This window comes from Myxococcus xanthus (genome assembly GCF_013116825.1).
Classification (GTDB): domain Bacteria; phylum Myxococcota; class Myxococcia; order Myxococcales; family Myxococcaceae; genus Myxococcus; species Myxococcus xanthus_B.
On record NZ_JABFNS010000106.1, the window covers coordinates 24790 to 32172 of the forward strand.

Annotated in this window: 3 protein-coding genes; 1 reads left to right on the top strand and 2 read right to left on the bottom strand. The window is 68.6% G+C overall.

Translation table 11 applies throughout. The annotated features are described in order from the left end of the window. Window positions 1–85: 85 nt before the first annotated feature. Entirely contained in the window at window positions 86–2110 is a 2025-nt protein-coding gene (locus HNV26_RS26600; protein ID WP_171439572.1) for a RiPP maturation radical SAM C-methyltransferase, read from the top strand. Between the two features lie 10 nt (window positions 2111–2120). Here the strand turns inward: HNV26_RS26600 and HNV26_RS26605 are convergent, their stop codons facing one another. Next, window positions 2121–4502 (bottom strand): M28 family peptidase, encoded by a 2382-nt coding sequence (locus tag HNV26_RS26605; protein ID WP_171439571.1) that lies wholly within the window; start codon window positions 4500–4502, stop codon window positions 2121–2123. Window positions 4503–4596: 94 nt separating this feature from the next. Continuing rightward, window positions 4597–7383 (bottom strand): condensation domain-containing protein (locus tag HNV26_RS26610; RefSeq protein ID WP_171452897.1); only part of this gene is annotated, 2787 nt, incomplete at its 5' end.

Consider the following 7383-nt stretch of genomic DNA (forward strand, 5'->3'; position numbering starts at 1 on the left):
GGCGGTGCGTTTGCCACAGGGCGTCTGGAGAGGAGTTTCGCGCTACGGTAAAGTCTTTCCTCTCCCGTCTCCGCGTGGGTGCCTTTTGAGGATCTGTCTCATCGCGCTTCCCTGGTCTCTGTACCGCCATCCATCGGCTGCCCTGGGCGCGCTGTGCGCCTACCTGAAGCAGGAGGAGCCCACTCTCGAGGTGGTGTGCCGTTCTGACTTTCTCGACGCGGCGGCCGCGCTCGGTTTCGGCTGCTACGACCGGATCTCGCAGTCCTCTTACGATGTCGGCGAAATGTTGTACGCAGCGCTGTGTTTTCCGGAGAGGAAGGAGCAGGTGCGCGCCTTCTTCATCTCGCGGATGGAGGAGTCAGGTGTGCCGCTCACGGGGCCGGGCAGCTTCCTCGACCCGGAGATCCACGGCGAGCGCCCTACCTGGTCGAGCGCGTTCGACGTCATCCAGGCCCGCCTGGAGGCGCACCTGGACCGCGTGGCGGAAGAGGTGGCCGGACGCTACCAGCTCGTCGGTTTGACGACTTGCTTCGGACAGCTCTTCGCGAACCTGGCGCTCAGCATGCGAATCAAGCGGCGCTCCACCGGGACACGGATTGTGCTCGGCGGCTCGACGGTCTCCGAGCGCGTCGGCCCCTCTCTCTTGAAGGAGCTCGACTGCTTCGACTACGTCATCCAGGGCGAGGGCGAGCAGCCGCTGCTGGCATTGGCGCGCGGACTGGCCGCGGCAGAGGACGTCAGCGGCCTGAAGGGGCTCATCACGCGAGAGACCGCCAGCGCCCTGCCGCGCGGCGCGCCCTTCTGGGAGGTGTCCGACGTCAACAACCTGCCCATCCCTGATTACAGCGAGTACGCGACCCGGGCGGAGGCGCTCAACTTCCTCTGGCTGATGACGGTGGAGGGCTCCCGGGGCTGTTGGTGGGATCGGGCGAAGCGGACCGGCAACCCCAAGGCGACGTGTCACTTCTGCAACCTGAACGTGCAATGGAGTGGCTACCGCGAGAAGGGGGCCGAGCGGCTCGTCTCGGAGGTGGTGGCCCTCAACGAGCGCTACCACAACAACGTTCTTTTCTTCCTAGACAACATCATCCGGCTCAAGGGCGTGGATGAGTTCGCGCAACGGCTCATCGATACCGGCAAGGACTGGGTCATCTTCTATGAGATGCGTGCCAACATCCGTCCCCACGAGCTGTTGATGTTGTGGCAGGCCGGTGTCCGGTTCGTCCAGTTCGGCATCGAGAGTCTCTCCGAGTCGTACTTGAAGCGGATCGGCAAGGGGACGTCGGTCATCACCAACCTTCAGGTGATGAAGATCTGCCATGAGCTGGGGATCTCGAATGGCGCGAACCTCCTCACCGACTTCCCTGGCGGGCGGCCAGAGGAAGTGGCGGAGACCTGCGAGACCATCCAGCGGTACGCGCTCGGCTACGAGCCGCTTTCGGCCAATCGTTTCTGGCTTGGACGCGGGGCCACCGTCCAGGTGCTGAGCCAGGAGTACGGGGTCCGAAACCTGCGCAACGCCGACTTCTACCGGGCCGGGTTGCCCGAGGCGCTTTACGAGCGGCTGGACCTGCTCGATCTGTCCTATGACCAGGACGGCCCCGTGGCTGACTGGAGCCACGTCCGCGCGCTCTGCAAGCAATGGGGGGCCGCTTACTCCGCCGCCCGCAACAGCGAGTACCGGCACCTGCTGACGTACCTCGACAGCGGGCAGTCCATGCGCATCTTCGATGCGCGGACCGGCGTGCTCCGGACCAGCGTGTTCAAGGGCCTCGCGCGCGATGTCTACATGTACTGCGCGGAGATACGCCGCTGGGACGATCTCAACCAGGAGTTCATCGAGTCGGGCAGGGCCACCGCGGGGCAGATCGCGGAGCTCCTCGAAGGGTGGAACCAGCAGGGCTTGCTCTATCGGGAAGGGGAGCGCTTGGAGGGGGGCCGGTTCCTCTCACTGGCCCCCGCCTTCACGCCTGAGCTGGCGTCGCGGCGCATCCGCGCGGCCCACGCGGCGGAGTTGCAGCGGCGCGGCGCCAGGGCTGATGCGTCGAAGCCCCATCCCATGCTTCCTCGGGCGGGTGACCAGGCCCTGCCCATCCAGGTGAAGGCGTAGGCCGGGCGGGTCAGAGCCGGAGGGTGGCGTACGTGGAGACGCGCAGGTTCGCTGTCGTCCACGCGGGGAGCCGCGAACGCGCCTCTTCGAGCGGCGGCGTCCATTCCGCGAAGTAGGCTTGTACGTCCACCGGCACCTCCTCCTGGCCCCTCAGACGCAGCGAGACCTCGAAGTGTCCTCCTGGCGGTGAGAGCACGTCGAGGACATAGACCGAGTCGTCCGGCGCCAGCGGCGGGAGGGGGGCCGGGAGCGACCATCCCGCGAGGGCGGCCCGCGGAATCCGCACCCGACCGAGGTATGCCGCGCCCAGTTGGAGGCGCAGCCGCACGGTCCGGAGCGCGGTGCTTTCGTCGGCCTGTGATTCGAGCACCTCGACCTGGGGGGCGGGCAGGTCCGCGGGCGGCACGGGCGCTATGTAACCACCGCGAAAGCCCGGCATTCGCGCGGCCGGCTGGAGAGGCCCGGGCTGCCCCGAGAGCGCGGCGCGCGGGTCGGGAAAGTCCCAGCTCGAGTACTGCAGCTCACTGCGGCCCTCCTGAAGGCGGTGCTCCAGCCAGAGCCGTTTGGGCCGTTCGTCCGTGTACGGGAAGCGCAGGAGCAGCACGGCCAGGAAGGCCATGCTCGCCGTGGCGAAGGCCGCTGCCGATGGACCGAAGCGGGATTGCTCGTGGATGGGGGCCAGTCCGAGCACGGACGCCATGGCCACCGGCAGCGCCGCCAGCAGCGCCACGAGTGGATCGAGCGGTATCCCCAGCCGAAGGTGGCCCGCCACCGGGACGAAGAGCTCCAGCAGGGAGCGTCCCATCTGCACGGTCAGCAGCAAGCCCGGCACCCAGCTCGCATACAGGACCATCATCCGAGCGCGAGGCGAGGCGAGGACGGTGGCGGCGATGAGCCCGAGCGCGCCGCCCACGGTCCACCACAACGCCAGGTAGGCGGTGCCAAGCCCCAGGAACTGCAACGCTCCGAGTGTCAGCACCCACAGCCAGAGCCCTCCGATCCAGGCCGTGAACACGCGCTCCTGGGGAGCCACGCCCCGCGCAGCCAGCCTTCGCGCCCACAGCGCGCGGGGGAGCAACGCTCCGGTGACAGCGAGCGTGCCGAAGGCCGCGACGGCCAGCCATGGCGAGGCGTACCAGCCATGTGGGCGTTCGAATGCGTAGTGGGGCAGGAAGCCGAAGGCAACCGGCAATACCAGCGCCACCACGAGCGACAGCGTACAGAAGCCGAGCCCCTCGGCGGCCAGGGACAGGCGGATGATTCTCCGCCGTGCGGCGAGGACGGTGGCGCCGGCCACCAGCAGCGCGGCGGCCGAGGCCCACGCCCACGCAGCGTGGGCGCCGTACTGGGGCATCCAGCGTCCCAGCACGTCGTAGTAGATGGACGGGCCCGAGCCGTTCCCGTCCGGAAATGGCCGTGTGGCGAGCTCGCGTGTCACCGCCAGCGCGCTCTCGCCCATGTGCTGAAGGCTTCCGGGTTCTACCCGCTCGGGTCGATCCAACGGCGAGTGCACCGCATAGCCGTCCCGGAAGAGGGCGAGATCCAATCCGGAGATGCCCGCGCTGCGGTACACGTGGCCGTCGGTGCCCGCTGGAACCAGCCGGTGCTGGAAGAGGTCCTGGCCCAGCACGTCGCCGAACGGTTGGGGCACGGCCCGGGCATAGGCCTCCAGGAGCCAGGATGCGTCCGGCCCGGCCTGGAAGAGGATGGCCCGTCCGCCCAGCCCGGTGGCCTCGAGGTTCAGGAAGGTGCGGACCTGGCTCGCCCACTGGTGCTGCATGAAGCCGGCCGCGCCGAGCAGGCCATACTCCTCGGCCCCATTGAGATTGAAGACGACCGTGTTCTCGAGCTCTGGTCCGTTCGCGAGTGCGCGCGCGACCTCAACCATCGCCGCGATGCCGAGCGCGTCGTCCGCTGCTCCGGTGCCTTCAGGGGAGGTGTCGTAATGGGCCGAGAGGAGCACTGCATCCGGTCTGCGTCCCGGCAAGCGGGCCAGCACGTTCCGGACGGTGTAGGCAACGAGGGTGTCGTCATCGAGATAGACGCCCTCCGCCTCCTGAATCTCGACCTCGAGGCGCGGAAGCTCGCGCAGCACGCTGGCCAGGTAGGAGGCTGCCTCCTGGTGGGCAGGGGTGCCGGGGATGCGCCGGCCGATGCCATCCGCCAGGTGCCGCATGACGCGTTGGGCACGCTCTTCGGAGAACTCGGTGGACGGCGCGTCCGCGGTGCGGGGACGGGGAGTCCGGGTCGCTTCGGCCTGGAGCGCGACGACCACCAGGGTGAGCCCCAATCCGAGCAGCCAGGGCCGAAGCGCGCCGTACCACGAGGAGGGGGATGGAGGGGCCACGTCGTACCGTGCGAGAGGCGTCACCGCCGCGGCGGCCGTGCCCACGCGAGTTTAAGAGTTCACCGCGCCACCGGACACGGATGCTTCCGGCAACGCGTTCCGGAGGGCGAGGCCTCCGGAAGAGGTACATCACCTGGCGCTACTTCTTGAGCTTGCCCAGGAGCTTGTCCAACTTCGACTGGTCCAACCCGGCCAGTGGGAAGTCTGAAGGCGCGAGGACCAGTTGCTCGGGGACCCCGCGCTCCGCGAGCAACGTCCGGAGCGTGTCCAGGTACCGAGCGGAGAGCCGCTCCACGGTGGCGGTCTCATGCATGTCGGTGCTGAAGTACCAGGTGACATGGAGCTGCCCGTCCGCCACGCGGGCAATCACCGCCAGCTTGTGCTGGCGCGTGGGGGCCCGTTGCTCCGGGTGGTCCAGCACGGTGAACCACGGGCCCGCGAGGTGGTACTGCCCCACGTACCGGAAGAGCACTTCGGCCTGGGGCGCACGCGCCAGCCGGGCGCGAAGCTCCGCGTCGGGTGAGAGGTAGCGCAGCACTCCGTAGCCCAGGCCCCGGTTCGGGACGGACCGGAGCTGCTCCTTCACCGTCCGCACGGTGGCGCTGGGTCCCACCGGTTCCGGCGTGAGCCGCACAGGGTACAGGGAGGTGAGCCAGCCCACCGTCCGGGAGAGGTCGACGTCCTCGAAGACGTCCTCGCGCCCGTGGCCTTCGATGTCCAGCAGCACTTCCGGATGACCCGTCCACTCGTGCAGGGTCCATGCGAGCGTGGCGATCAGCAGCTCGCCAATCTCACACCGGTACGCCTCGGGCAGCTCGTTGAGCAGGAGCCGGCTCTCTTCAGACGACAGGGCGTGTGTGAGTTCCCGCTCCAGGCTCGTGGGAACCAGGGGCCCCGGGCGCTCCACTGGAAGCGGCCGGGGTTGCTCCTTCTCCTGCGCGGTCCAGTGCGCGAGTTCCTCCCGAAGCCGGGGCGAGTCCGCGTAGCCCTGGAGGCGCTCGAGCCAGGTGCGGACCGAGGTGGTCCTGGGCGGCAGCTTGCATTCGCCGCCTCCTCCGAGCTGCTCATAGGCGAGCTGGAGCTGTTCGAAGAGGACGCGCCAGGAGACGCCGTCCACCACGAGCCGGTGCGCGGCGATCATCAGCCGGCTGGGGCGGTGGGGGCCCAGCTCGAGCAGGGCTGTCACCACCACGGGCCCGCCGTCCAACCGGAGCGTCGCCTGGAGTTCATGCCCGAGCGCTTGAAATCGCTCCTCGAGCAAGGCGTCAGGGACCGAAGCGAGGTCAAACCGAGTGAAGGGCATCGGTGCGCCCGGCGGGGCCATGTGGGCTTCCCAGCCGGAGCCATTGCGCGTCACCCGGAGCCGGAGCACGTCGTGGTGGTTCAGCAGCGCGGTCAATGCCTGCTGGAGCCTGGACGGGTCCAGGGGTTGCCGCGCTTCGAGTGGTACGAGAATGCCCCAGCCATCCAGGTCCGGTACTTCCTGCTCCAGGAACCAGCGCTGGATCTGGGTCAGCGGCAGGGGCCCGCTGACCGGCCCCTCGTCGTCGGGAGAGGCAGGTGCCTGGGCCGCGACGCTGGCCAGCTCGGCGATTGTCTGGTGCTTGAAGAGCTGCCGCGGGGTCAGCTTGAGCCCCGCCTGGTCGGCTTTCGAAACGACGAGGATCCCCAGGATCGAGTCCCCGCCGACGCTGAAGAAGTTGTCGGTGACGGACACCTCCTTCAGGTTCAGGACCTGGCACCAGATGTCCGCCAGGGTGGCTTCCACGGGCGTCCGGGGAGCGACGAGCTGGCTGCGTTGCCTCCGCCGCGCTTCGTCCAGGGAGGGGAGGGCCTCGTGGTTGACCTTCCCATTCAGGGTGAGCGGCAGCTTCTTCAGGTGGACGTAGACGTTCGGGAGCACCTCCTCGATGAGCCGCTCCGCGAGGAAGGTCCGGAGTTGAGCGTGCTCCTGCTCCTGGCGCGAGACGTAGTAGGCGACGAGCACCTCGTTGCCGTTCGTGTCCCGCTTCAACATCATCACGCTGTCGCGCACCTGTGGGTGCTGATTGAGCGCGTGGCGCAGCTCGTTCAGCTCGATACGGTAGCCGTGGTACTTCACCTGGTTGTCCGCCCGCCCGAGGTGCTCCAGGGTGCCGTCGGGCAGGTGGCGGGCGAGGTCTCCGGTCCGGTACATCCTCGCGCCGGGCGTGGCGCTGAAGGGATTGGGGAGGAACGACTGCGCGGTCAGGTCTGGGCGGTTCAGGTACCCCCGGGCGAGCGCGGCGCCACCGACGTAGAGTTCGCCAGTCATGCCCACCGCGACGGGCCGCAGCCTCGCGTCGAGCACGTAGACCTGGGTGTTGTCGATGGGGCGCTCGAGCGGGAGGGTGCTGAGCGCGGCGAGTGGCCGTGACGGAGCCAGATGGAACGTCATCACGCCCACCGTCGTCTCCGTGGGCCCGTAGTGGTTGTAGATCCGGCAACCGGGCGCCTGGGCTTGAAGTTGTTCGGCCCACGCGCGGGGCGTCGCCTCGCCGCCCAGGATGAGCCGCTGCCGCGGGAGGAGCGCCCCGGCGGTGCCTGCGCTCGCGAGCGCGCGCAGGTGGCTGGGGACAATCTTGAGCACGTCAATCGGGTTGCGCTGGAGGTACTCCACGAAGGCCGCTGGATCCGACACGCGCTCGGCGGAGATGACGTGAAGGGTTCCGCCGAGGCAGAGCGCGGGGAAGATGACGGTATTGCCGAGGTCCGCCGAGAAGGTGGAGACGGTGGCGTAGGCCGCGCCTTCGGGCAGGTCCAGCCGCTCCATCACGCTCGCAACATAGTTGTGGAGTTGCCGGTGCTCGACGACGACGCCCTTGGGACGGCCGGTGGAGCCGGAGGTGAAGAGGACGTAGGCGGGGTGCTCCGGCAGGGCTCCGCAGGGCGGGGCACGGGTGGGTTC